At 51.4% G+C, this 25,306-nt stretch carries 21 protein-coding genes and 1 riboswitch; of the genes, 8 read left to right on the forward strand and 13 right to left on the reverse strand.

Annotation, left to right across the window (positions count from 1 at the left end):
- Positions 1–5: 5 nt before the first annotated feature.
- Entirely contained in the window at positions 6–380 is a 375-nt protein-coding gene (locus BBD41_RS09385; RefSeq protein WP_099477392.1) for a BlaI/MecI/CopY family transcriptional regulator, read from the reverse strand.
- A 262-nt stretch (positions 381–642) separates the two neighbouring features.
- Positions 643–870, reverse strand: a complete 228-nt coding sequence (locus BBD41_RS09390) for a hypothetical protein (RefSeq protein WP_077569569.1) — start codon at positions 868–870, stop codon at positions 643–645.
- Between the two features lie 246 nt (positions 871–1,116).
- On the opposite strand from BBD41_RS09390, the gene BBD41_RS09395 reads away from it, so the two are divergent.
- The 5 genes from BBD41_RS09395 (at position 1,117) to BBD41_RS09415 (ending at position 7,542) form a co-directional block, all read left to right on the forward strand.
- Positions 1,117–2,139, forward strand: coding sequence for an ABC transporter substrate-binding protein (locus BBD41_RS09395; protein WP_099477393.1), 1,023 nt, complete (start codon positions 1,117–1,119; stop codon positions 2,137–2,139).
- 22 nt (positions 2,140–2,161) lie between these two features.
- Positions 2,162–3,274, forward strand: a complete 1,113-nt coding sequence (locus tag BBD41_RS09400; protein WP_099477394.1) for an ABC transporter ATP-binding protein — start codon at positions 2,162–2,164, stop codon at positions 3,272–3,274.
- Complete coding sequence (locus BBD41_RS09405) at positions 3,271–4,926, forward strand: ABC transporter permease (protein ID WP_099477395.1); 1,656 nt, start codon at positions 3,271–3,273, stop codon at positions 4,924–4,926. Before BBD41_RS09400 ends, BBD41_RS09405 begins: the two co-directional genes overlap by 4 nt.
- A 134-nt stretch (positions 4,927–5,060) precedes the next feature.
- Positions 5,061–6,761, forward strand: coding sequence for a sensor histidine kinase (locus BBD41_RS09410; protein WP_099477396.1), 1,701 nt, complete (start codon positions 5,061–5,063; stop codon positions 6,759–6,761).
- A complete protein-coding gene (locus tag BBD41_RS09415; RefSeq protein ID WP_077569573.1) occupies positions 6,754–7,542 on the forward strand; it encodes a response regulator transcription factor in 789 nt (262 codons plus the stop codon). Before BBD41_RS09410 ends, BBD41_RS09415 begins: the two co-directional genes overlap by 8 nt.
- Before the next feature lie 49 nt (positions 7,543–7,591).
- On the opposite strand, the gene BBD41_RS09420 is transcribed toward BBD41_RS09415, so the two are convergent.
- A complete protein-coding gene (locus tag BBD41_RS09420) occupies positions 7,592–8,449 on the reverse strand; it encodes a hypothetical protein (RefSeq protein ID WP_099477397.1) in 858 nt (285 codons plus the stop codon).
- A 220-nt stretch (positions 8,450–8,669) separates the two neighbouring features.
- Positions 8,670–9,263, reverse strand: coding sequence for a TetR/AcrR family transcriptional regulator (locus tag BBD41_RS09425; protein ID WP_099477398.1), 594 nt, complete (start codon positions 9,261–9,263; stop codon positions 8,670–8,672).
- A 182-nt stretch (positions 9,264–9,445) separates the two neighbouring features.
- Between BBD41_RS09425 and BBD41_RS09430 the strand changes: the two genes are divergently transcribed.
- Positions 9,446–10,003, forward strand: coding sequence for a hypothetical protein (locus BBD41_RS09430; protein ID WP_099477399.1), 558 nt, complete (start codon positions 9,446–9,448; stop codon positions 10,001–10,003).
- Between the two features lie 265 nt (positions 10,004–10,268).
- Here the strand turns inward: BBD41_RS09430 and BBD41_RS09435 are convergent, their stop codons facing one another.
- From BBD41_RS09435 to BBD41_RS09455, 5 genes are all read right to left on the reverse strand, one after another.
- Positions 10,269–12,356: a bacterio-opsin activator gene (locus BBD41_RS09435; RefSeq protein ID WP_099477400.1), complete on the reverse strand. Its 2,088-nt coding sequence runs from the start codon at positions 12,354–12,356 to the stop codon at positions 10,269–10,271.
- Positions 12,357–12,529: 173 nt separating this feature from the next.
- Complete coding sequence (locus BBD41_RS09440; protein WP_099477401.1) at positions 12,530–15,883, reverse strand: S-layer homology domain-containing protein; 3,354 nt, start codon at positions 15,881–15,883, stop codon at positions 12,530–12,532.
- A 375-nt stretch (positions 15,884–16,258) separates the two neighbouring features.
- Entirely contained in the window at positions 16,259–17,065 is an 807-nt protein-coding gene (locus tag BBD41_RS09445; RefSeq protein WP_237087043.1) for a sigma factor-like helix-turn-helix DNA-binding protein, read from the reverse strand.
- Positions 17,066–17,255: 190 nt separating this feature from the next.
- Positions 17,256–18,185: an FAD-dependent oxidoreductase gene (locus BBD41_RS09450; RefSeq protein WP_237087044.1), complete on the reverse strand. Its 930-nt coding sequence runs from the start codon at positions 18,183–18,185 to the stop codon at positions 17,256–17,258.
- A gap of 84 nt (positions 18,186–18,269) precedes the next feature.
- Positions 18,270–19,226, reverse strand: a complete 957-nt coding sequence (locus tag BBD41_RS09455) for a VOC family protein (protein WP_099477402.1) — start codon at positions 19,224–19,226, stop codon at positions 18,270–18,272.
- A gap of 554 nt (positions 19,227–19,780) precedes the next feature.
- Positions 19,781–19,867: riboswitch (cyclic di-GMP riboswitch) on the forward strand.
- 203 nt (positions 19,868–20,070) lie between these two features.
- Between BBD41_RS09455 and BBD41_RS09460 the strand changes: the two genes are divergently transcribed.
- A complete protein-coding gene (locus tag BBD41_RS09460) occupies positions 20,071–20,907 on the forward strand; it encodes a hypothetical protein (protein WP_099477403.1) in 837 nt (278 codons plus the stop codon).
- The gene (locus BBD41_RS09465) at positions 20,901–22,043 is read left to right on the forward strand and encodes an ATP-grasp domain-containing protein (protein WP_099477404.1); all 1,143 of its coding nucleotides are present in this window, start codon (positions 20,901–20,903) and stop codon (positions 22,041–22,043) included. Before BBD41_RS09460 ends, BBD41_RS09465 begins: the two co-directional genes overlap by 7 nt.
- Before the next feature lie 526 nt (positions 22,044–22,569).
- Here the strand turns inward: BBD41_RS09465 and BBD41_RS09470 are convergent.
- From BBD41_RS09470 to BBD41_RS09480, 4 genes are all read right to left on the reverse strand, one after another.
- Positions 22,570–22,989 carry a GNAT family N-acetyltransferase gene (locus tag BBD41_RS09470; RefSeq protein WP_099477405.1) on the reverse strand — a complete coding sequence of 140 codons (420 nt, stop codon included), beginning with the start codon at positions 22,987–22,989 and terminating at the stop codon, positions 22,570–22,572.
- A complete protein-coding gene (locus BBD41_RS09475) occupies positions 22,986–23,552 on the reverse strand; it encodes a GNAT family N-acetyltransferase (protein WP_099477406.1) in 567 nt (188 codons plus the stop codon). The genes BBD41_RS09470 and BBD41_RS09475 overlap by 4 nt, the downstream gene beginning before the upstream one ends.
- Entirely contained in the window at positions 23,534–23,806 is a 273-nt protein-coding gene (locus tag BBD41_RS30630; RefSeq protein WP_418304244.1) for a GNAT family N-acetyltransferase, read from the reverse strand. The genes BBD41_RS09475 and BBD41_RS30630 overlap by 19 nt, the downstream gene beginning before the upstream one ends.
- 124 nt (positions 23,807–23,930) lie before the next feature.
- Complete coding sequence (locus tag BBD41_RS09480; RefSeq protein ID WP_157929284.1) at positions 23,931–24,809, reverse strand: alpha/beta fold hydrolase; 879 nt, start codon at positions 24,807–24,809, stop codon at positions 23,931–23,933.
- Positions 24,810–25,306 lie beyond the last annotated feature (497 nt).

Below are 25,306 nucleotides of genomic sequence, written 5' to 3' on the forward strand. Positions count from 1 at the left end.
GCCCCCTATTTTTCCGAGAACCATTGCTTCAGCTCTGCGATATCTTCATCTGAAAGCTTATCCCCGTCATACAAAGCTGAAATTAGATTTTTAACCGAGCCTTGATATAATCCGTCCAGGACGTGCTGCGTTTCCATGAGCTTATAATCTTCAGGCGAAATGCGAGGCGTATATTTATTCGTCCGTCCATGCCTCGCAGCCGTTAGTGCCCCTTTATCCACCAAGCGCGATAAGAAGGTGGAAATGGTCTGCGCCTTCCATTCCTTCCCTCTCTCGGCAAACAGCGCGAGCAATTCCGTGGATGTGACAGGCGGAGTACACTCCCAAATCACCTCCATGAGCTCCATCTCAGTATCCGATAATTTTTGAACCTGGTTCACGGTGAACACCTCTTTACGTCGTTATGCGTCCATAACGAGTTTAATCACTACACTGTGTAGTGATTATAACCTACTACATCATGTAGTGATATGTCAAGCGAAGGGAGTATGTATTCACGGGCTTTATCGAATTTATACGTAAAATTAAAGAACCGCGCGGAAGCGCGGTTCTTCTACAATAAGCTTAAATGATCGAGAGCACCGAATTTCTCCTTCAGGTCCTCTTATTTTACTTGTACAGATATCCTAGGTTTAACGCCTGTTACTTGGATTCTTTATCGTTGTCTTCTGCGGCCTCGCCTGCTTTGTTCCCCAATGCTGCACCAGCGATACCACCCGCAATGGTGCCGATTGGACCTAGAACGGAGCCTACAACAGCACCTGCAACGCCTCCGCCAGCGGTGCCTAAAGCTTCTCCAGCGTTAACATCCATCTTGGTTGTGTCGCGGTCAGAATCAACCTTTGAATTACGATCGTTTTTGTTAGCCATCATAGCTCACTCCCTCGAAAATGGTGACAGGAACAGCCTTTCTTGCCAGACCCGTTCCAAAGCCTATCTTGCCCTAACCGTGGAGAAAGAATTCTTACAATTGTTCCTGCCCGGACTCCTCTCCACTCCAAAATAGGTTGCGTATTTTAGACGATGTTTGCGGATTATGGGATTATGTAAACGTTATCATCCCTGCTACAATGAACATGCAATTACGAAATGAACTATGTTCAAGGGGGATCAACCATGAAAAAGCTGTCGATTTTACTATTAACCTGCGTGCTCATTATAGGAGCGCTAAGCGGTTGCGCCAGCGGCGAGTCTGACTCCGGTTCGTCGAATAAGCTCGTCATCTACAGCCCGAATAGCGAGGAGATCATCAAAACGATCATTCCGATGTTCGAGAAGGAAACCGGGATTACGGTTGAGCTTGTCACGGCCGGTACGGGCGAAATTATTAAACGCTTACAGTCGGAAAAGCAAAACCCTTACGCTGATGTGATGTTCGGCGGTTCGATGGCCGGCTTCCGTGAAAATGCCGCGCTGTGGGAGCCTTACGTCTCGCCCGAAGACAAAAATTTGATCGATGGCCACCGCAATAAAACAGGCTTCGCCACTCCTTATATCTCGGATGGCAGCGTGCTGCTGGTCAACAAAAACCTCATCGGGGACATCAAAATCGAAGGCTATGCGGATTTGCTGAACCCGCAGCTCAAAGGGAAGATCGCTTCCGCCGACCCGGCAAGCTCCAGCTCCGCTTTCGCCCAGCTAACCAATATGCTGAAGGCGATGGGCGGCGATTATGAGAGCGAACAAGGCTGGAGCTATGTAGCCCAGCTGATCGAGAACCTCGACGGCAAAATCGCCAGCGGCTCCGGCGCGGTGCACAAAAGCGTGGCAGACGGTGAATATGTCGTCGGCCTGACCTACGAGGACCCTTCCAGCACCTATGTGAAGAACGGGGCCCCGGTCGAAATCGTGTATCCGAAAGAAGGCGCGGTGTTCCTCGACGCAGGCTCGGCGATTGTCAAAGACGCTCCGCATATGGACAATGCCAAGAAGTTCATCGACTTCATTCTCTCTAAAGAAGCACAAGATGCATTCGGCACCCAATTAACGAACCGTCCGCTTCGCCAGGATACGAAGCTCGGCGACCACATGAAGCCTTATGAAGAGATCTACATGATTGAGGAAGACACAGACTATGTAAGTGAGCATAAATCCGAAATCGTTGAGCGCTATGTCGATTTGTTCACTAGCGTTAAATAAATTATAGAATCAGGTGACAACCATGAGCGTGACCATAACCATTCAAGACTTAGTCAAAAAATACGGCGACACGACCGTCATTCCCGAGCTGTCCCTGGAGATCAAGCAGGGTGAATTCTTCACCCTGCTCGGGCCTTCGGGATGCGGCAAGACTACGCTGCTGCGCATGATCGCCGGCTTTAACAGCATTGAAGGCGGAACGATTCACTTTAACGAGCGTGTCATTAACCAGGTGGAGCCGGGCAAGCGAAATATCGGGATGGTATTTCAAAGCTACGCGATCTTCCCCCACTTGACCGTCAAAGGAAACATTGCGTTTGGACTGGAGAATCGGAAATTATCCAAGGCCGAGATTAACGCCAAGGTCGACGACATCTTGAAGGTCGTCCAGATCGAGCCCTACAAGGACCGCATGCCCAAGAACCTGTCGGGCGGCCAGCAGCAGCGTGTAGCGCTAGCCAGAGCGATCGTGATCCGGCCGGATGTCCTGCTGATGGACGAGCCTCTCTCCAACCTCGACGCCAAGCTTCGGGTCGACATGCGTAACGCGATTAAAGACATTCAAAGAGAAGTCGGAATTACCACCGTCTACGTCACGCATGATCAGGAGGAGGCCATGGCGGTATCCGACCGCATTGCGGTCATGCAATCCGGCGTCATTCAGCATCTCGGAACACCTCAGGAGATTTACCAGCGTCCTGCGAACGTATTCGTTGCGACCTTTATCGGCCGCACCAACATTCTTGCAGGAAGTATAACGAAGGCGGCAGGCGGCAGCTATGCCTTGCAGCTCGGCTCGGGCTATGCGGAAGAGCTGTCTAACATCGAGGTTCCGAAGGCCGATGCCGCAGCTAATAAGCTAAATGTCCAAATTTCGGTTAGGCCCGAAGAGTTCATCCTGACCGAGGATCAGACCGGCATGAAAGCAACGATCGTACACAGCGTTTTTCTGGGGCAGAACACCCATTATTTTGTGGACTTGGCGTCCGGTCAACGCGTAGAGATCACCCAGGAATCGAAAGCATCGCAGATCCTCGAGCCTGGTCAAGTCATCTATCTCAAGGTCAAAAAAGAGAAGATTAATGTCTATGATGCGGCAGGCGAGCTGAACTATACAAGGGGCGCCCGGCTATGAGAGAGACGCGCAAACGATTTGATGTCTGGACCAACATTTCGTTACTGATCTTTGTGTTCTACATCCTGTTTCTGGCCCTGCCTTTGTTTACGATGCTGTTTAAGAGTGTGTACAACGGCGCGACCGGTGATTTCTCGCTGGCTTATTTCACGAAATTTTTCAGCAAGCCCTACTATTTAAATGCCCTGTTCAACAGCGTCAAAGTCACCGTCAGCGTAACCCTGCTTGCCGCGATTATCGCTACGCCGCTGGCCTACATTATGGCAACGGTGAAGATTAAAGGCAGCTCGGCCATTCGGGTATTGATTCTGATCTCGTCAATGTCGGCTCCCTTTATCGGAGCTTACTCCTGGATCCTGCTGCTGGGAAGAAGCGGCGTCATTACCAAATTCGTGAGCAGCACATTCGGAATCCAAATGCCGGATATCTACGGGTTTACGGGGATTTTGGTGGTCTTGACCTTGCAGATGGTCCCGCTGATCTTCATGTATGTATCGGGCGCGCTGAAGAATATGGACCAATCGCTGATGGAAGCTGCGGAAAGCATGGGCTATAAGGGCTTAAGCAAAATGCGCAAAGTGCTCCTCCCGCTCATTACCCCAACCTTGCTGGCAGGGGGCCTGCTCGTCTTCATGCGCGCGCTTGCCGACTTCGGTACGCCGATGCTGATCGGCGAGGGCTACAAGACTGTGCCCGTGCTGATTTTTAACGAGTTCATCAGCGAGGTCGGCGGCGACGACGGCTTTGCGGCAGCGATCAGTGTCATTGTCGTTCTGTTCGCCACTACGATCTTCCTGCTGCAAAAATTCGTAGCCAATCGCAAATCCTTTACGATGAGCGCACTGCATCCGATCGAAGCCAAGAAGAAGAAGGGCATCGGCAATATCGCTGCCCATGCCGTTATCTATCTGTACACGTTAATCGCGCTGCTGCCGCAGCTCTATGTCATCTATACTTCGTTCCTGAAATCCAACGGCAGAGTGTTCGTTAAAGGGTTCTCGCTCCAAAGCTACCAGGATGCCTTCAGTAATATTGGCGGTGTCATTCTGAACACGTTCTTCCTGGCCATCGTGTCGCTGATCGTCATCATCCTGCTCGCGATTCTGATCGCCTACGTAACCGTTCGCAGAAAGAATGCGCTAACCAACACGCTGGATATCTTCACGATGTTCCCGTATATCGTTCCCGGCTCCATTCTCGGGATCGCGCTGCTGATCACGTTCAACAATAAGCCGCTGGCCTTGAGCGGAACGGCCGTCATTATGATCATCTCCTTTGTCATCCGGCGCCTGCCGTATACGATCCGATCCAGCGCAGCCATCCTGCATCAGATTAACGACGGGATCGAGGAAGCAGCCATCAGTCTGGGAGCTTCCCAGATGAAGACATTCTTCAAGATTACGCTCCCGATGATGCTGGCCGGCGTGGTGTCCGGCGCGATCCTGAGCTGGATTACCATCATTACCGAGTTAAGCACGTCCATCATTCTGTATACGGGCAAGACCAAGACCGTAACGGTGGCCATCTATACCGAGGTCGTCCGCGGGAACTACGGAGTGGCGGCAGCGCTGTCCACGATTCTGACCGTCATTACGGTGGTATCCCTGCTCGTCTTCCTGAAGCTCTCCGGACAGAAGGAAGTTTCCATGTAAAATCATTAGAACACAGAATACATCCAAGTCGGCACCTGCAGTCTGAAGGAGCGGCTTGGATTTATTTGGATTATCTGCGGTTGCTCCGAGTCAGTATAATAGGTTTTGACAGCAAACCGCAGGTGGAGGGCAGCATGAAGCATATCACTTATCGTAACTTCAAGGAATCAACCCGTCATTTATTTCGCATCTATGCGATGATCCCGTTCTCCATCTTAATCGTATTGTTTCTGGCGTTTACGATCGTGAATGGCAGAATGAACCTGACCCAAAAGACGACCGAAGCCGCCCAATCCATCAGCCAGACCATATCGGGCGTATACCAGCAGTATGAGGAGGAGATTCAGCGGATGGCCGCTTCTCCTACCGTAATCCATTATGTAAGCTCCCATCTGGGCAGCGAGCAGGTATATTCCGAATTTTATGATTTCAACAATCGGCAGAAGGTCAAGAGCATTTTTCATATCGTCAATACCGACGGGGTCTTTCTGGCCAGCTCCGCCCCGCCCGACGTGCTGTATTCCAATTTCGCCTTCGGCAACCTCATTCATCGGATCGACCAGCGGCCCGGCGACACGCTGACGGAAATGAACAGCTTCCGTTATTCGCATGACCGCGATACGAGCTATACGTTTGGCCAAGCCATCGTGAAGGACAACGAGACGATCGGCTATATCATTTATCAGCTGTACGAAGCCGATATGCAGAAGGTGATTTTCAAGCAAAATAATGAGATTGCCATGATCACCGATGAGCATAACACCATCATAGCCACGACGAGCAATGTGACCAAAGGCGGCTTGAATAAATTCAGCCCCAAGCTCGATGGCAGTGGACACGTACTGCTGAACGAAGGCAAATACTACATGTATGCCAAGCGAATCCCCGGCACGCCGATTCAGGTCGTTACGCTGAATTCCTACAAATCGGAGCAATATACCTACTTTACGGTATCGTTATTTGTCCTTGCTGCCGGCCTGCTGTTGTGGGTGTTGATCGAGTTTCTGGCGAATAAAATGTCGGCGCGCAACTCCGAATCGATCGATAAATTAATCCATGCCTTGGAACAGCTGCGCGAAGGTAATTTCAATGGCTATGTCGACATTCAGACCAACGACGAGTTTCAAATTCTCGGTAATGAGTATAATGTGATGCTGGATCGGTTGAAAGAGTTGATCGAGAAAAATAAAGAGCTGTCGGAGCTCCGCACGATTATCGAGGTGAAGCAGCTGCAATCGCAGTTCCATCCGCATTTTATTTTCAATGTTCTGGAAACGCTGCGCTATGCCATTAAGATTGACGCGAATCAAGCCCAGGAGATCGTGCTGATTCTATCCCGGCTGCTAAGGTACAGCATCGGGCCTGACCGCAGCGTCCAGCTGAAGAATGACATGAATTATGTGCGCGATTACCTGAAGCTGCAGCAAATCCGGTTCAACGACCGGCTGGAATATCGGGTTAACGTCGCAGAGGAAACCCTGGATGTATACGTCCCCAAGCTGCTGCTGCAGCCGATAATCGAAAACGCTATCAAATATGGCTATGAAAATCAGAGCAAGGTGCTGATCGAAATTAACATATACACCTCCACCGGCAAGCTCCTATTGGAGGTGCGCGACAATGGACAAGGCATGAGTGCGCAGCGGCTGCAGGAAGTGAACCACATTCTGCAGAGTCAGACGAATACGACGCAGCATATCGGGCTGTACAATGTTCATCGCCGTTTAGTGCTTCTTTATGGCGAGGAATCCGGCATCCAAATTGACAGCGCGGAAGGAAGAGGCACCTGTGTGGCACTTACGATTCCTTACGAATGGAGTGGATATCATGTTTAAAGTTCTGCTGGTCGAAGATGAGGATATGATTCGCAGGGGGATACGGTTCAGCATCGACTGGGTTCAATACGATTGCATCGTCATGGAGGAAGGGCTGAACGGACAGGATGGCTACGAGAAGATCTGCGAGTTGAAGCCGGATATCGTCATCACCGACATTACCATGCCGATCATGGACGGGATCTCGATGATTCGCGAAGGCCTCAAGCAGCATACGTTCAGCAGCATCATTATCTCCGGCTATAATGAATTCCACCTTGCGAAGCAGGCACTCCAGTTAGGGGTGACTGAGTTTCTGGTGAAGCCGCTCGAGGACGAGCAGCTGGTTGAAGCCCTGGAATCGGCCAAGTCTAAAGTGGACCTGCTCCGCAAATATGAAGTGATCTCGAAGCATCCGCAGGAAAAGGAAGAGATTATTAGCAGCAAATTTTTGGAGAAGGAAACCAAAACCTCGAAGTATGTGTCCAAGATGATCGCCTATGTCCAAGAGAACTATGCCAAGAAAATCAGCATTCACGATCTCGTGGAAGAGCTAGGTTTGAGCGCCTACTACCTGAACCAGAAATTCAAGGCCGAGACAAGCTATACCTTCAATGATTTTCTCAATCGCTACCGCATTCAGAAATCGATCGATTTACTGAAGTCAGGCGATAACAAAGTATACACCATCGCTCAGGACATCGGATTTAGCGACTACAAATATTTTATCAGCATCTTCAAAAAGTACGCCCACGTCACGCCGAGCCAGTATCAGGAGTATTTCGAGAAGAAGCAATCGTAGGATGAGAGAATGCCTTGTGGCGCGGCGGGTGGTTCCCGGGATAATCGAATTACATTTTTCTCAATACCATCCACCATCGGTTATCATACGAATCGATTTCAATCTCTTCCATACCTAGGTTTGCTTCGCTAATCCAGCTTCTAGCCAGCTCTATATAGCTGCTGTGAAATTCGGAGGAATAACCTATTTCGTCATATCCGGCATACGTAATGTTATCAAAGATCATGTACCCTCCGCTCTTTAACTGCTTATGGCTTGTGTCCATGATTTGGATAAACGCATCGTATGCTGCATCCTTCAACATGCCTTTTCGGTGATAATCCATGACAGCTTGCAGCATTAAAGGTTCGATCGTCCACCAATCTTGATTTACCGTATCAATGCCCTCACGGTCGGCGATAATGGTCTGGATGATATCGTTAATTGCGTGATGGAAAGCGACAACGTCAAAGGAGGACTCCGGATAATATAAACCGATATTTGCGGCATCGTCCTCAATCACCTGTACGTTGATTGCCATTCCTTGCGTTTTGTCCTGAAAGCTTCGGGTCAGCTCCCTGTTAAGATTGGCAGTCACATAGGTGCCCATGTTGTTGGAATAAGCGTCTAAAGCCTTTGGAATGTAAACAATATCACCTGAACCAACCTCCAAAAGGCTTAAAGCACGGGGGAGATTCAGCTCCATGAAGAGATTGTGCCAAGATGCTGAATAATACAATTGAAGATACTCGAATACCCTCGGCTTCGATATATCGATCGGTACTGCTAAGGTGTCTTTCAATTTATTTTCCAATTGGACCGCGTTCATCCGTTCTAATTCAGAAATCATGTCCCGCGAAAAGTCACGTTTTAGAATATCATCAAACGCGCCGGCACTTAGTTTCTCCGCTAGTGTCTGCATGTTCATCAGTATCCCTCTCTTCCCTTTAGAGTTTCTAGAGTTATTCGATTATATGGGGGTTATTCCTCTATAAATGATTAAAGAATCTCCTTCTGCGTCGCAGGATGATGGCTTTGATGAGGGAAAGGAAAGAAAAGACGACGCCTTTATTATCCTTTTTTCACGGATTTAACGTGCAAAAGGCTCATTTCTAACTCATGTTCAAGTTAGAATGAGCCTTTTTAGGTTAGTTTTCCCGTCCAGCCGCCCCGTAGAAAAACAATTCCATCCATTGATCCATGCTCCAGGTCATCCGCTCTTGATTCGCTGATTCCCAATGCCGACGCAGTTCATTCTGGAACATCGTGAAGTAACGCACCAGCATCTCTTCTGATCGTTCCTCCCGAATATATCCCTCCTGCTTGCCGAGCGCGATAAACCTTTTGAAAAAGCCGACGATTTTCTCCTCGCTGTAGCGGTCCATTGTATCCATCAGCCCACTTAATTCGGAGGACGGGACTTTCGGAAATTCCTCGCCTAAAATGTTCAGATTACGCGCCTCCAGCAGCATGATTTCCTTCGTCTTCTCGGGAAAAGTCCGCCCCGAATCCAGAATAGCCTCATACTGCACCATCTGCTTGTCCATCCAATGGATCAAGGAATCGGCATAAAGCTGCTCCTTCGTACCGAAGTAATTATAGATCGTTGCCGGAGAGACCTTTGCTTTCTGCGCGATTTCATTAACGTTGACCTTCTGAAAGCCGTGTTTGAAAAATAATTCAATCGCTGCCTCGAAAATCTGCTCCATTTTCTTCTGCTTCCGTCGTTCGTAGCCGTTCATCAGCCTTCACCTCATATGTAGTGTAACCAAAGTTTTAGACCGAAACAATAAAAATACTACAAAACATATTGAAGCATCGGATTCGTGTCGATATAATTGTTTTAGAGTGAAACATCGAATTTACTACATAATTTTTAAAATAAGTGTATGGGTTGTTCCAATTATGATGGGAGTGAAGCGAAATGAAACAGCTGCGAATGCCTTCTTATTTGCACGATGTATTTGGAGAAAAGCAGTCGGTAGGAGCCATTCTGACCATCCTGCTGTTTGGGGGCATGCTGACGGCTGCGTTATATTACCGATTCCCGGAAATGACCGGGCATTTGCCGGCATGGCGCAGCACCCTGGCCTTATTGTTGATCTTCGACGTGTTTGCCGGCTGCATTGCGAATTTTACGGCCTCCACCAGCAATTTCTATGCTGCACGGGCCGCCAATCGAATCGTATTCATTGCGGTCCATGTCCATATCGTCCTGATCGCTTTTCTACTGAATACCGACACGGGCTATGCCTTCGGCATATGGGCTTATACGGTGATCGGAGCATTTATCGTGAATGCCTTAATCAGGAAGCACACGCAATTATTCGCAGCGAGCTTGCTGATGGCCGCCGGCCTGGGCTGCATGCCCATGCTGCCTGGAATCACGCCTTATATGCTGATTATTGGCATGTTGTTCGTGATCAAGGTATTGTTCGGCTTTGCGGTCGATCATTATGGGGGAGGGAAACCCTGCCGGTGAAGGGAGTTGAATGATGGATTGGAGTACTTGAGGAGGGGCAAGAACCGGTAGCCCAACACATCCTGCTTTGTCATTAAGAAGTTTCTCAACTTAAGAAGGTGTATAACTTGGGAAATGCTATGATAAATTTAGAATAAGGAGCAGTCGGCCAGGACTGCTCCCCTATACAGCATGTGTAGTGGGATTGCCCCACTCCGTGTTTCACAAGACAGTAACCCGTCTCATTCAGGCCGATCAACCTGTGGCGGGTTACTTCTTTTTTCGTTCATAACGAAGCCCCTCCCGCCTGCCTCAGCCTATCGCCCAGCACATAAGCCAGATGCTGTTCGGCCAAACGCATATGACGGTAAAAGGTCGCTCTGCTCATATGAAAGGATGCTGCGAGCTCGCTTTTATTCCGGTCCTTGCGCAGATAACCTGCAATTAAGATTTCCTTCTCCATTGCCGTCAGCGGCCCCGCTTGACGTGCGTCGGCCAGAATCTCCTGGATGATTGTCCTCACCTGCAGTCCGCTCCAACGGAAACGCCGCATGACAGGGAGTTCTTCCAGCTTGTCCAGCGCAAACAGCCGCTCCAGCATTTCCTTCATTTCACTTCTTTCTATGGATGGGCGATGGCCATTCTCCCGCGGATGCGCGGATGGAACAGCTGCTGTCTCCGTCTGCCGAATGATCCGCTGAATCCACTGATCAAAGGCCGTGTGCCGAAAATCAAGCTCCCATGTCGTCAATTCAATGCCCGCGAATCCCGTCACTTTCCCGCACGCTTGAAAGCCTAGCACCGATAATAAGGCATTCAGCTGCGGGTCCGCTGCCGCCAGAATTCCCCGCAGCCCTCTGGTCATATGGACCAGCCACTGCTGCATCAGCAAGGCCCCCAGCTCTTCAGGACGATATAAGGAATGTTCGGAATTGACTGCGGACAACAGGACGAATATCGTATCAGCCGCCTCCGGAGGAAGCTGATGCAGCGAAGAAGCCTCCTCCCCCAGCATCTGCCTGCACCCAGGCGCGTATCGTTCCAGCAAGGGCATGCTCAAGGCATGGAGCCACAGGCCTGCGCAGAACGCCAGCGGCCCCCCTTTCTCATCCCTTACAACAAAGATCCCCTCAGGAAATTGATCTGCAATCTCGTCCAGCAAAGCCGGGTAATTGTCAGGATCGACCAGCTCGGACTGCCAGTCGGAACCGAGAATCGACGCCTTCATCAAACGCTGCAAATCCGGCAGATCCTCCTGCTCGAACGGCTTCTGCTCGCCGGGCTTCAGGCTTGACGAGAAATTGGCGTAAGCATGGGCCGAGGGCAAGAATTCGCGGTACAGCTCCAAGATGTGGGCACTCAGGCGCATCTGCATCCGTTGATCGACCGAATGAAACCGCTCCGCCAGCAGGACGAACGCCTGATGGCGAACCGCTTCGAATTGCTCGGGGGTTCTGCGCGCGAAATCCTCCCGTAGGATTCGAGCGACGACCTGATGCAGCGATATTCCGTCGAGCGTATCCCGAACAAATGAAAGTGCCGTCAGCTGGTAGTAGTCCGCCCCTTCCAAGGGCTTGTCCAACAAACGGTTCAGCAGCGCCTCATTGGCTGCCGGCAGGAGCGACAAGGCCGTCAGCGCGCGGTAAAGGCTGGGAGAGGCGGCTTCCCGCAAAAATTCGGCACTCAACACTGCCGGAACTTCTCGCCATACATCCCACTCATCCGCAGATTCGGAAAGCAGCATATCTACGGTCAAGGCGAGCGACAACGGGTGGCCGTCCGTCTTCTCGGCAATCTCCCTTTGCAATTTCGCAGACAATCCGCTGCTACCTAAATAATCGTAGACCTCTTCTCGTGTAAACAGCCGCAGGGGGAACCTTCGTAATTGGGACTTCCATTCCGGATTCGTCTGCCACAGCGGCAGTCCGTTGCGCGAGGCACAAACGAACAACACGCGGGCGGTCTTCAATTCCGGAAGGAAGCTGGAGAACAGCCAGCCTTCCAGCCCTTCGATCTCCTCGCAATTGTCCATGAGCAGGACGGTAGGCTGGAGGGACAGTTCCGAAGCGATGTACGGCAGCAGCGCCGTGTCCCGATCCCGGGTTCTTCCGTATTCGGTTGCCAGACTCATCTCCAGGCCCGCCAGAAAAGCGCCCGAGGTCGCTAAGCCGCCTCGTCCGTCCAGCCAAAGAGAACGTACGGAGACCTGCCTTGCCGTGCTAGCCATTTGAAGCAGCAGTGTTGTTTTGCCAATGCCCCCAATCCCTGATATCGAAAAGATGGATGTCTTCGCCTCGGCGTCCGCCAGCCAATCCGTGAAGCTCTTCATTTCCCGATCAAAACCGATGATGCGATGCCTTGCCATGTTCTCCATTCGTTATATCCTCACCCCATCCGCTTCCCGCAAGCCGAAATCCGCTAACCTATCAACCTTCTATTTGTATACTATACTATGATTCGAGACTCGGACAGGCATGATAACGGAAGAATCGCAAAAAAAAAGCGCACATTCCTGGCGGAATGCACGCGTGAGCCATGCGGCTGCGATTAGTTGATGAAATTCAAGTAGTGGAGCATACGGCATAAGAGCACGGCGCTCTGGGCGCGCGTGGTAAACCCCTGCGGAGCGAACGCATCATTTCCGACGCCTTCGATCAAGCCTGCGGCCAGCAGGTCGGCAGCCGGCCCCTTGGCCCAGCCGGATACCCGGGCATGATCCGAGAAGCGTTCTAACCCCGAAGCGTCCTGCGGCGGAAGCCCGCCGGCGTATCGGACCGCTCTGCCCAGCATAACCGCTGCCTGCTCCCGCGTGATCTCTGCGTCCGGTCGGAACGAACCGTCGGCATAGCCTTCTATCAAGCCGGCCGCGGATGCCGCTCCAACCGCACCGGCGTACCACGCTTCGTTCGGCGCCACATCGGCGTAGGAAGCACGCTGCGGCTTCTCGGCCAGTTCGAGCGCACGGACGAGCATCGCTGCGAACTCGGCGCGGGTCACCGTACGGTTAGGGTCAAACATGCCGTCGGCCGAGCCGTTCACGATCAGCTTGTTCGCCATCCGCTCGATATCGTTTTGCCCCCAATGTCCCCGGATATCCTCGAAGGTTCGGTTTGAGCGTACCGCAGTATATATGCCGTTATGCGCGCTGTACAAAGTCGCCGTCCCCCTTTCGAATACGGACGGGACATAGTGCAGCTTCCCAGCATCATCCACCCGGATGACCGTGGAACGGTCGGGGGCCGCCGCAGCGTTCATTGAGAATGTCCGCTCCATGTACGTGCCCTCGGCTTCAATTCTTTCGCCACCATCGCCGTACACATCAAAGCTCGCCGGTTCCGCCAGCATGTCATATCCCTGACGGGACAATTCCTCCTCCAGCTCGCGGCTTGCAGTCTCGGCCATTGTGGCTATGACGATCGTTACATTCGCTCGATTCCGAAGGTCACTTAGAACAAGCAGCGGGACGCTGCTGCTTGCGCCGTTCACCCCAATTCGAATGACGGCGTTCGGTCTCGCCGCAAGGAGATCCTGCAGCGCTTCCGCCGGAAGATCCACCTTCACCACCGGCTCCTTATTGTCGATATCAATGAGGATCTCATCCCCGCCACCAGCCCACGACCGTACCAGCTCGGAGCCCGGGATAAGCCGTAGAACGGTACGTCCGTCCTGCTCCTGCTCGTTCTTGATGGTCACCTGGACGTGTTGACCGTTGATCCTTACGGTCATCCTTGGATCCGGCGTAGGGGCAGGAACGGGAGCAGGAACCCAGCCATAGGATGGAGATTCAGCGGGTTCAGGGTTCTCCTGTACAGGGGGATTGGCAGCGCTCAAATCGATGCGTCCTACATCCGCTGTCTCCCCCGCTAAGACATTCACGGTTGTCGTATGGCTGCCATAACCCGCTGCCGTCACCGTAAGCGAATGGATGCCTGCAGTCACGTTCGTCAGTGTAAAATCCCCATTCCCGTAGGTGACACCCGTTACGCCGCCTGCCGATACCATCGCACCCGCCAGCGGCGTATTGCCAGTGCCGTACACCGAGCCAATGACCGTCCCTGCAGCCACAGGAGCGGACTGCACCGTCACCGTAGCGGCAGCCGTGTACCCGCCGTCGACCGTTGTCACCGTAATGAACGCCGTACCTTCAGCGATCGGCGTCACCTCGCCGCTCTGGTTCACCGCCGCGACGGCTGGATCACTGGAGGCCCATACGACCGCCGGGTTCGTCGCATTTACCGGCGTAAGGACGGCTGTCAGCTTCTGTAAAGCCCCTCCTGCCGTAAGGGGCAGCTCCGTCTGATCCAGCGTCACTCCCGTAACCCGGACCTGGTCTTGAATATGAGCCGCTTCCACCTGGACGCTGCTCCATGCCTCGATATGCTTTTGTTCATCCACTTCAAATACCTGAAGAAATTGCCCCCGGATCGGATCCATAATGTCCGTGCCTAGCGAGTACAAAACCGCTTCGCCGGGCAGCGCTCCCCCCCTTAAGGGACGCACGCCCGCATCTGGCCCGAGCAGATAAGCAAACGTGTGGCCGGGATCGCTCGGGACTGCCGTCACGCTTGTCGACCCGTTCGCGCTGCCTGGACTAACGACAAATCCGTCGATATCCGGAGCAGATTCATCCACGTGCAGGGTCAACACTGTGCTGACCTTGCTCTGGCCCGCATCGGTTACCGAAACCGCAACCGTAAATGTGCCGCTCTCCTTAGGACTGCCTTCGATCATGCCGTAGGCTGTCATTGATAGGCCATCCGGAAGCCCGGAGGCAATCCATGTCAGCCCGCCTCTTGAGCCATCGAAAGCGTCCATCGCACTCGAATAGGGGACGTCCTTGACTGCACGCGGAAGATCGGTCGTCAAGATGGCGGGGCGCAAATATGGATAGCCGCTATTGATGCCAGCATCCAGGGCCCAAAGATCGGTGAAGTCCCAGCCGTGATAGTTGGAAGCTGCCTTCATGTCACTGGTCGTAAGGCCCGTGAGATGAGGCGAGCCAATGATATCCCCACTCCCCACGCCAGTAGTTAAGGACGATGCCGCAATATCATAATACGAGGCGTTGATCGTGGCAACCGCCATGGTTCCGATAAAACCGCCCGCGGTGTAATAGATAACGCTTCCGGATTGCATGACGGCAGTCGAAGAATAGCTGTTGGCAATGGTTCCGTATATCAAATGTCCGGCAAAACCGCCGCCATAATAATAGTGGCCTCCCCCTGTATTCGTGACTGTTCCGGTGGCATAAGAGTCCCTGATGGAGCCTCTACCTTGGGATCCGACAAGCCCTCCGGCATACTGATTGGAGGCATCGCCGCTCTTCACGGCAGCGGATGAAGATGAGCGGAGAATGCTCGAATCGCCATTGGCCGCCCCGGCCAACCCGCCTGCTGCACTCACGTAACCCGTATCTCCGGCCGTAACAGAGCCCTGCGAATGCGAGTTGATGATGCTGCCGCCGATCAGATGACCCACCAATCCGCCGGCATAGCTGCCACCGTTCACGTGAACCGTTACGTTCAGATTACGAATAGCTCCTGATACACGGCCGAAGAAGCCGACATACTCTAAAGTCCCGCCGTCGATGGTGAGGCCTTTGATCCGGTATCCCCTTCCGTCGAAAATGCCGCTGAAGACGGTCGCTTCATCGGCGAAGGGCACCCAATCGTATCCGGTCATATCGATGTCGCCGGTCAATCGGATATTCCGATCCAGATAAGCCGCTTGATTCCGATTGATATAGGCCAGTTCCTCTGCGGTCCCGACCCACACCCAGCCGTCCGCTTCGGACGGAATCGAGGCGTTTCCGGCCCGAACCCCAGACGCAGCGGAAGCCAAGGGAGTAAGCACCGCCGAAAAAATGAGCAGTACCGCCAGCATGATGGACATTTTTTTCATAAACCCGTTTCTCCTTTGACATCAGCACAGTCATCAATAAATCATCAATACACGCCGTGACCTGATCAATATGAACATCTCCAATCAGTGTAAACCATTTGTCGATCAAGAACTGTCTCATTTTTGTTTCAAGTTCGGGGACATGTGAATCAAACGAAAAAACCAAGCGACTGTCAGGGGGACGCCCTATGATCGCTCGGCTAATCATTTTTATAAAGCCGTCGCCTTTACACGGACCGTTACACTCGCTCATTTTCTCGTCATCATCAATCAAATGACTGCCGATCATCTGGTTGACGGCCGTTGTTGCTCGGTAGAACGATCGTATTGCTTAGCGGAAACTGTCTAAAAGCACGCTGGATTAAAAAGCGGAATTCATCCGAGAGGCAGATGCCTTAACTTATCCGGATTCGCGACGGTATAGATCGCATGAATTTTATGATCGCGGTAAGCGAAGGAATACACGTATTGGACGGTTTCATCCAGCAGGAATCGGATCCCCGGGAGTCCGTTCACCATGAGGAAAGAGTACGTAAATCGGCCTGCATACGTTTTGATCAGGAATTGATGGAATTTCAGCACGAGCTCAAATCCAACCACAGGCACTTGCGCCGCTTTGACTTTGCCTCCGCCATCCGAGTAGAAAACCACATCTTCGCTAACCAGCTCTAGCAGTCTAGTCGTATCTCCCTGCAATAGCGATGCCACGAAATCCTTGATATGCTTCTCCGCCGTCGATACCGACGGATGCTGGTCCGGATCGAAATGGATGCTCTTCTTGGCGCGATGGAAAATTTGCCGGCAGTTCGCGTTGCTCTTCCCGACCATATCGGCAATTTCCTCAAACGAATACTGGAAAATCTCGCGCAGGAGAAACACCGCCCGTTCCATCGCATTCAGCTGCTGCAGCAGCAATAGGTAGGCCGTGGAAATCGACTCTGAGCGCAAATATGTGTCGGAAGGATCGCCAACTGATGCGCCATCCGAAGCCCCCTTCTCGATGAGGGGCTCCGGGAGCCAGGGGCCGACGTATAACTTTTTGACGGATGAGCGTAAAAGGTCCAGACACCGATTCGTCACGATTTTGTATAAATACGCCCGTTCATTTCGAATGGCATCCGCATCCTGAAGTCTTTCATAACTCAGGAAGGCCTCTTGGAACGGCCGGTCCGGGATTAACACGTCCGTTCACATGCATAAAATCATGCGAAACCGTCATTTTCGGCAGGTATTGTTTGACAACCAGCTCTTCCCGCCACCCCGGCTGCACCACATCCAGCATCCCTTCAAGCTCGCGCAAATCCTTATCTGGGTCGGTCTCTTTCCCTTGGTATTTCAGAACGGATATGACTTGCGCACCGTCGTCGCTTAGCTAGGCAGCGCGCGATTGATTACTAAGAAAGACCGTCTGATCGATGCCGTATACAAATTGTTGTTTGGGTTTCGGGAGGCGTCTCAATGCAACATCCAGGCAGGCTGCCGTGATTTCGATCGCTTGTTCTTTCCAGGTATGAAGGGAGGTTTTTTCTGAACAAGGCACCAGCTGGTGGGCTACAGAAGGCGGTGTGGCGAGAACGACATGGTGTGCGCCGATCTTCGCTCCATCCTTGCACAGCACGTGACGCACGCTGCCATCCTGGACATCGATGGACGTAACCAGGCTGTTCGTTACAAAACGCACGCCGAGATCGGATGCCTTTTTTCTTAATTCTTCGACCAGTTCGCCCCAGCCCCGATCCAGATACAACACCCCTTGAAGAGCATTTTGCAGCTGCTTCAATGCAGGGCCTGCTGCCGGCAAATCCGGCCCTACCACATAACTTGCCGTCCGCAGCAAAGAATAAAAAATATTACGCACCATCGGATCCCGCAGATTCGATTCGACCCATTCGCGAATACTGATGCGATCATAGGGATGAGTATCCATTTTCCCGAGTTTCCCCAGCCAGGCAGCAAGCTCCAGCTTCCCCTTCCAAGACAAGAGCGGGGTCGTGAATAAAGATTTCATATCCGTGGGCAAAACGTTCAATTTCCCCTTCCACACCCCGTAACCGTCAATCGAGGGCTCCGCTCCCTGTACGTTAAGTCCCAACTCCATGAAAGTCGCGTAAGCATCCCCCTTATACAAGGCATGCCCGCCCAGATTGAAGTAAGCACCTCTTTTCTTCATGGACATGGCCCGGCCGCCTAACCGATCCTGTTTTTCAATGATGAGCGTTTGCTTCCCTGCTTTCGCTGCATAAATTGCAGCGGCCAACCCCGCAATCCCTCCGCCAACAACGACCACATCATACTGTTGCATCGTTCATCATTCCCTTCGATTTTTACCTGTATGACGGGCAAAGGATGCGGAGTGTGACAGGGATCGAAAAAAAAATATGGATGCTTATCTTTGCGTGAAAATGAGAGCCGTCCCGAGAAGGGAGGCGCTCGGAATGAAAATATCTCCCCGCGCCGTCTCAACCACCGGAAATCCATTGGACTCAAGATGACGCCTTGTATAAGCAAGGTCCCGCACCTTGACTGCATATCCGGCAAATCCCGGTGAAGACGTGAAGGCTTCTCCCGGGAGCAAATCGGTTACATGGGATTCAGGAATGAGCTTAATGCGTCCGCCCTCTAGATCAAAGACACGCGCCTTCCCCTCTTGTTGCGGCGGAGTTCCCAAATAAAGCTGATACCGTGTCACATAGGCATCGAACGCTTTATCCTCCACACACAGTATCGCTTCGACTAACGCAATTGCCCCATTCGGATGTTCCGTATGGATCTGTTTCAGCCCAGCGTCCAATGGAAGATTTTCAGCGAATGCCAACCGCCCTTCGGATACTTGCTCGTCCTCGATTTCCAACAAGCGTACCGAAACCAATTGAGTACCGGTTGAGGTCTCCACGGGACGCTGTATCGTATTGACACCACCATGTCCAACGCTTCCCGCGTCCAGTCGAGCCGCAGAAGTGTCCGCTTCTGAAGTGGAGAAGACCAAGATATGCGTTCCCTCAAAGCGGTCCAGACAACGAGTGATCGTCGCAACGGTCCGCTTGATAGAGGCGATGATTCGCGGGAGCACGGCTGGGGGTGCCGTAAGCGGGATAAAATGCGCATCGTCAGGAATTCTCCCTCCCTCCTGCACAATCGTTACGATCTCAATGAAATTGTCGGCAAAGTCGATATGGGCATTAGCTGCTCCAAACGGTTTAGGGCTCTCACCTTCTTGTTCAGCCATTGTCGGATAGGCAGGCGGTCGGCATACGAAGCCCAGCTTGCGGTACAACTCCAGCGCCGTCTCCATATCATGGACCACATGCCCCACATGATGGATTCTGTTAATTTCGGTCTTCATGGACAACCCTCCTCATGGAATAGGTACTTGCTGCAATGTAATTCAAAAAGATTTGGTGTATCTCCATATCTGCTAGTATATTTTGTTCTTGGAATAATTCGTTATCCATGCGCCCGTAACCTCTAGATCCACGTGTTTCCAACAAAATAGCAATGCAAGAACCCCGCACAACGGGGGTCCGGTTGGACAAACAACAGCAAAAATTATAGTACGAAACGTAAAGACTGCTGACCGAAGCTTTTGTCAGCATCCAACAAAAATAAACGAATCTTATTCAATAGACTCGTCATTCTTCATCAGACTTCTCGTTGTGTTCTTTCAGATGATATCTTAGCATGAGCATTCCCATTTCCCTTGTCACCGTAAGGGTTATCTAGTATTTCGCAGCTGTGAAAGTAAGTATATAAATACAATTCATATATAGCTAAAAAATATAGATTTATTACAAAATCGGGACTGTAAGACTAGGCATTTAATTATAAACATAACTATAGGTCTATTTCATTACGACAAAATATCATATAAATTTACATTAAACAACAATTCCATATATCGTACGATAATGGCAAACCCGCTGAAAAACGGGGACGCAAAGCTACAGGGGCTAAGGTGAATGTTCACTATGCCAGCCAGTTACCGAATACGACGGGAAGCCTCCGTCTATTCTTTTAGAATACCTGATGGGAGGTTATTTGTGTTGTCCATTAAAGTAAATATATGGATATGTTGCCATGATATATAAATAACGCTTAAGGGGGGATTGAAGTACAAGCGTGGATTTAGAAGAGAATTACATACTTATATGAGTAACGTTGTCATTTATTGAATTGGAGGTAATGATGTGATGTCTGATACGAACACAATGGTTAGCAATTACGAAGAAGTTCCCATTCACCATTCTCTCTCGCCTGAGAGCATTCGCGATCTGATCGAAGAGAAAGTGCCAGCGATTCGAATTCCGAATTATGTCTCTTCGGAGACAGCCCAGAAAATAATCGATTTCATTCTCGCCCAGGCGTCGCTTGATGCCTATACACACGAGGTCTACATCGACGGCGTGCCGGAGCAGAAATATTATGGGGTCTACCGCGTCGGGATCCCGTTCAACTCGACCTACGGCACCCCGGCGGGCAGCGCCGAACGGGAGAACTACTATCAGGCGGCCCTGCCGGGACTGCGCAGGCTACGCGATCTCTGTGCGCCGAATCTGTCGCCGATCGACCGGCTGCGACTCGATCTGGATGAGGCCTGGATGGATGGCGCCACGATCGCCGCCTTCGAGGGCCGGAAAATGTTCGCCGGCATGGTGCGCATCATGCCGCCCGACGATTCGCATATTCTCGAAGAGAAGCCGCATGTCGACTGCCTGCCTGCGTCGATCTGCCCGCTCGACCAGCAGCTCAGCGCGAATATCTACCTGAAGATGCCTCCGGTCGGCGGCACGCTCGAGAGCTGGAATGTCCCGACCTTGTCGTATGCCGACATTGAGCGGCTCCCCGACGGCACCATCCCGCGCACCGACTTGCCGAAGCCGGTTGTCATCCATCCCCAGGAGTGTGAGCTGGTGTTGATCAACACGCGCAAGCCGCATGCGGTCAGCAGCTTCTCCGGCGGCATCCGGATCAGCGTCCAGGCCTTCATCGGATACCAGCCGGGCAAGCCGCTGAGGCTGTGGTGCTGACGTACGAGCCGGTGCGCTGCCTGCTCTCCGGCCCCGCGCTTTCGCCCGTCCTCCACGACGCGCTTACGCAAGTCCCGGTCCGGATCTGTGCCGAGCCGGCCTTCGACGACGTCGTGGCCGCCCTTGGAGACCGGGTACCAGCGGGCCCAGATGAGGCCGCCCGGCACGACACCCCCGTCTTCTATGGCTGGGAGCCGAGCTACGCTGCCATCATGCGCCTTGCCTCACCCGCGCACAAGCATCTTGCGGGCCTATGCAAGGACAAGGCAGCCTTCCGTCGGCTGACGTCCGATCTCACTCCCGCATTCCGTTGCGTTGCGTTGCGTCCTGACGAACTCTGCACGTTCCGACCACCATCCGACCGTTCGGTGGTGCTGAAGCCAAGTATCGGCACCAACTCGATCGGCGTCCGGGTGGTCGCTTCGGCTGACGCCTGGGCGGAGGCTGTCGAGCAGTCTCTGGACGAGATCGCCCGCGCGTCGGCTCGTGTCGGCACTGATGTCGTGTCCGACACGCTGTTCCTGGTCGAGGATTATGTCGAGGGAACCGAGTTCGCCTGCGATGGTTTCTGGAATGGGGATGGCGAGGCGGTGATCACCGGCATCTACGAGCATCCCTTCGACACGCCGGGCGATGTGGCGGATGTCGTCTATTTCACTTCTCGCCCCATCATGCGAGCACTGCTCCCGCCCGCCACTGAGCTGCTGAACCGGATCGGCGCACGCCTCGGCCCTGGGGCACGCCGGTTCGCGTTCCACCTCGAAGCCCGGCTGCGCAGCGACGGCGTACTGGTGCCAATCGAACTGAATCCCCTGCGCTTCGGACAGATCGGTTTCTCGGATCTCGCGTTCCATGCCTTTGGCCACAATCCGTACCTGTGCTTCTTCACGGACACGGGGCCAGACTGGCCGGCCCTTTGCATGGGAGACGACGATATCTATGCGCTGGTAGTCGGCATCGCGGCACCAGGCACCGACCGCATGGCGCAAACCGCAGATTTTCTAGCTGCGGTCGGGCCGAATCGCGTCGGCTTTGTTGCAGCAGATCGGGAGAAGTCGCCCTTCCTTGGCATCGCCTTCACGCGAGTGCCATCGCGGGAGGAAATTCCCCGGCTGCTGAGCCTGCGGTCGCCTTAGATAGGATTACCTTAATGTCACAAATTTGAAATTTGGACAGGATGCGTCCACTTAAACTGGAAGCGTTGAACTAACGTATCCATCGTGTTATGAGAGGCTGTCCCAAAAGGTCGTTAGCTAAGACTCTTTTGAGACAGTCGTCTTTTTATATCCCCAGGACTAATATCAGTATAGGGGGACTATTTTATGCCAATAAAAGCCCCGTATTTAAGCCGTCTTCTAAATTTTCTACTAAGCTACTAAGTAGTTTATCGGATCGATCCATCTGATAGATGATGGACTTAGCAATCTGTGCTGGCCCATACCCATTCCCAAACTTCGCCGTCCTTGCTATCCAATATTACACCTTTCAGTCTAAACCCATTCTTCTTCAGAATGGATGTGAAGCATTATGATGTGGAAGCGTACGGGCTGTTACAACTACCTGCGGATTTGTTGTTTCTACTAAAGCGGCATACATAAGAAATGACCACAAATCCCAGAAGAGTGTGACTGGGAACGAGGTCAGAACTTCGGTACAGACGGTTTATAACTCTTTTTTCATATAATATCTCGTAATGCCTGTCAAAGGCACATGTTCAAGAACACCAAAGATCACATACCCATTCTTAATGTAAAACTCGGGTGCTTGAAACTCGTGCGTGTCCAAATGAATTCTTTTGGCACCCGATTCTTTGGCGACTCTCTCCAGTTCCCTAAGCAGCTTGTTTCCGATACCCTGGAGTCTATATTCTTCATGTACCCATAAAATTTCTAACGATACAGCTTCTCCGAATCGATTACTAAGCAAACCGGCAATCAATTCCCCAGTTTTGGATCTTACTATGAAATTCAACGCTTCATATTCAGCTGATGTGATGTTCATCTTATTAAAGCCATACAGCTCTTCCCTAATCATCTCAAGAACTGAACTCTTTTCTTCCATGACTCTCCTGATTTGAATCATTCTTGATCCTCCGCGTAACCTTCACTTCGCTTGTTAGCAAGAACATCATAAATATATAAATAGGTTCGAATATTACGGTTTCTCTGGTTTAAAAACTCTCTTTTCAAGACCATTCCGAGACGGGCTGCCACTTTAATCGAACCGAAATGGTCCACCGGCATATTGGCGCAAATTCTTTGCAGTTTCAGTGTATGCAATCCATAATTAAACACGGCTGCAGCCGCTTCTTTACCGTAACCTTGTCCCCAATACTTTGCTTTAATGATATATCCCAAGTCATTTTCTTGTCTGCCGTCAATATTCACGACCCGAAGTCCGGCATCCCCTATAAGGAAGCCGTTGTCCTTTCGAAATATGCCAAGCCGACCGAATCCGCTCGTGTATAATTCCATGCTTCCCCCTATCCATTCCCGAGTTTGCTCGATTGAAAAAGGCGCTGGCCAAAATTTCATCGTTACCGGATCGGACAGAATTTTATGTAACGCTTGAAGATGCTTCCACTCGTACGACCGAAGCAGCAACCTTCTCGTTTCTAGAGATATCATTAGGGGATTTCCTCCCATTTAAGTTCGTTCTGCTCGTTCACATCAACCTGTAGAACGCTGCCTTTCAACGCCTCGGCATGCCGGATGAGGCTGGTGCCGATCCCCTGACCGAATTCATCAGGATCGACAAATAACATGACAATTTTAAAGCCTTCCAAACCGATAAGCCCTCTTGGTTCTCCATAATCGCTTACTTCAACGCAAATCTCTGAAGCGTTTAATGCTCCCTTCTGAACAAGCTCATAGTAGAATGCAAAGTCAGCAGCCGACAAAAATGTATGGGTATCGCGTACAGCCCGATACCAAATTTGGACAAGTCATAGAACCTTTCCTCAAAAGCGATGATTTGATTTTTATTCTTCCTCTCTAACATAAACAAATTACCGCTGTCTAACTTTAAAAACTGTGATCCATTTGTCTGATGAACTCTTGAATGGCTTTGCTAACCAGATCTTTATCCTGCATATGAAGCGCATGCCCAATGCCGTTTAATCGGACAACTTGGGAATGTCTAACCAGTTCAGCAGCCTTTTTCACATCCTTATCGGATAGAAGTCCGCCCTGCTCCGGATCAGCCTGAAGAAATAAAACCGGACACTCGATCGCAGCCAGATCAATGCCCGAGTAGGCTTGGTATATCTCATCAAAATGATAGTTAATCGAAAACAACATCTTAGGATCGTTCTGACTCAAGCTGATCGCCATAAATTCAAACCAGGGATGGTTTTCACCAAATACGTCTTTTGCAGGGACAGGTTCTTTTTGTTCTGGTGATGATATGTGCATATGTTGAAGCTCGAAGATAATATCGTTAATCGTACCGTTCTCCGCAACTTGCCGCCATCGCTCCGTCATTTCCCGCTGACGATCGGTATGCACTTTAAGCACATCGGATGATAGAGGAGCGTCGCCTACAACAATTGAGTTCACGGATGCCGGGTACGAAGCCCCAGCCATCAAGGCGATCATGCCACCGAGGGAATGCCCAAAGATGACCGGAGGCTCTTTAATGATATAACGGATTAAATTAATCACATCGGAAAGATAGTCCTCCATACGATAGCCCAAAGGGGAAGAAGCACGTCCGGAACGACCGTGTCCCCTCAAGTCGAGAGCATAAAGATGAAATTTCCCGATTAAGTCAGGTATAAGGCTGGAAAAGCTCTGCCACCTCGAAGATCCGCCATGAAGTAATAGCAGCGGGCGCGCTGACGGGTCTCCGCCTTCCATATAACTCAACATTATCTCACCTGTATCATACGCCTTGACGTTCAAGTTGAGACGCTCCTTTACTGTCAGATTCGTGAGCATGCAGCCACCTTAATTAACATTTAGAATACTGCCAATCAAAATAACCGACTTTCTCTTCTAAAGCTAGCCTGTAGCTTCTGCGGATCATTCATACCGCTTCGGATTTCAGGATTCATATAACGTACTCCTTTATAAGACTTAATCATTTATGTACCGATTAGTGAGCTTCATGAACGCCTGCCTGGTATCTGGTTTCTATTGAAGGATGTTCGCGCTTGAAAGCGGCAAGTTCGCTCATATGATTGGGATCATGATGGGTGATGAAGATTTCACTATCCGATCCGAGTGAGTATCCGTTCCGCTGAGCGACTTCATGCAGCTCATTTAAGAAACGGAATAGGTACAGCCGACAAGAAACAGTGGCCCGGTCATCATGAATCATGACCTCGAAAATGTACGGCTGCTGTCCTTTCTCCGAATACGGAATTCCCAACGAATATGGGGCCTCCTTTCCTCGTACA

This window comes from Paenibacillus ihbetae (assembly GCF_002741055.1).
Taxonomy (GTDB): domain Bacteria; phylum Bacillota; class Bacilli; order Paenibacillales; family Paenibacillaceae; genus Paenibacillus_AQ; species Paenibacillus_AQ ihbetae.